This window comes from Cohnella baijiui, assembly GCF_020731285.1.
Taxonomy (GTDB): domain Bacteria; phylum Bacillota; class Bacilli; order Paenibacillales; family Paenibacillaceae; genus Cohnella.
Genome location: NZ_JAJFOW010000112.1, coordinates 1 through 440 on the forward strand (window position 1 = coordinate 1; position 440 = coordinate 440).

General features: G+C 45.7%; 1 protein-coding gene. It reads right to left on the reverse strand.

Annotated elements, in window-relative coordinates; translation table 11 throughout:
• Window positions 1-440: alpha/beta hydrolase (locus LKX83_RS31870; RefSeq protein ID WP_227887273.1), on the reverse strand; the 440-nt coding region annotated here is incomplete at both ends.

Genomic DNA, 440 nt, shown 5'->3' on the forward strand with positions numbered 1-440 from the left:
CTGCTCGCAATCATGACAAATAATATGTTTGGATTCAGGAAGTATATGCAGATGTTTTTCGGCGGAACGAATCGTACGGTATATATGTTCTGCACTACGTGGCTCTACAAGGTCATCCTTCCCCCCCTGAATAATAAGTGTCGGCGTAGTAACCTGTGGAAGCTCTTGTTTTAATATTTTGACAAGATGACGGAAATGAATGACCGCTCGCGGCGGCGTCGTCTTTGCTTTATTTACATACCGCCGGTACGCTTCTTTGGCGTCAACAGTTGACGAGAAGTGTTTCTTAATAATCGTAGCTGCATCGGTAAACAATTGACGCGGATTAATATAGAACAGACTGGCACTCAGTAGCACCAGCTTATCAATGGGATAGCGTGCCGCCAGATGCGCAGCAATTAACCCACCCATGGAGAAACCAACGACATAGATACGCTCAC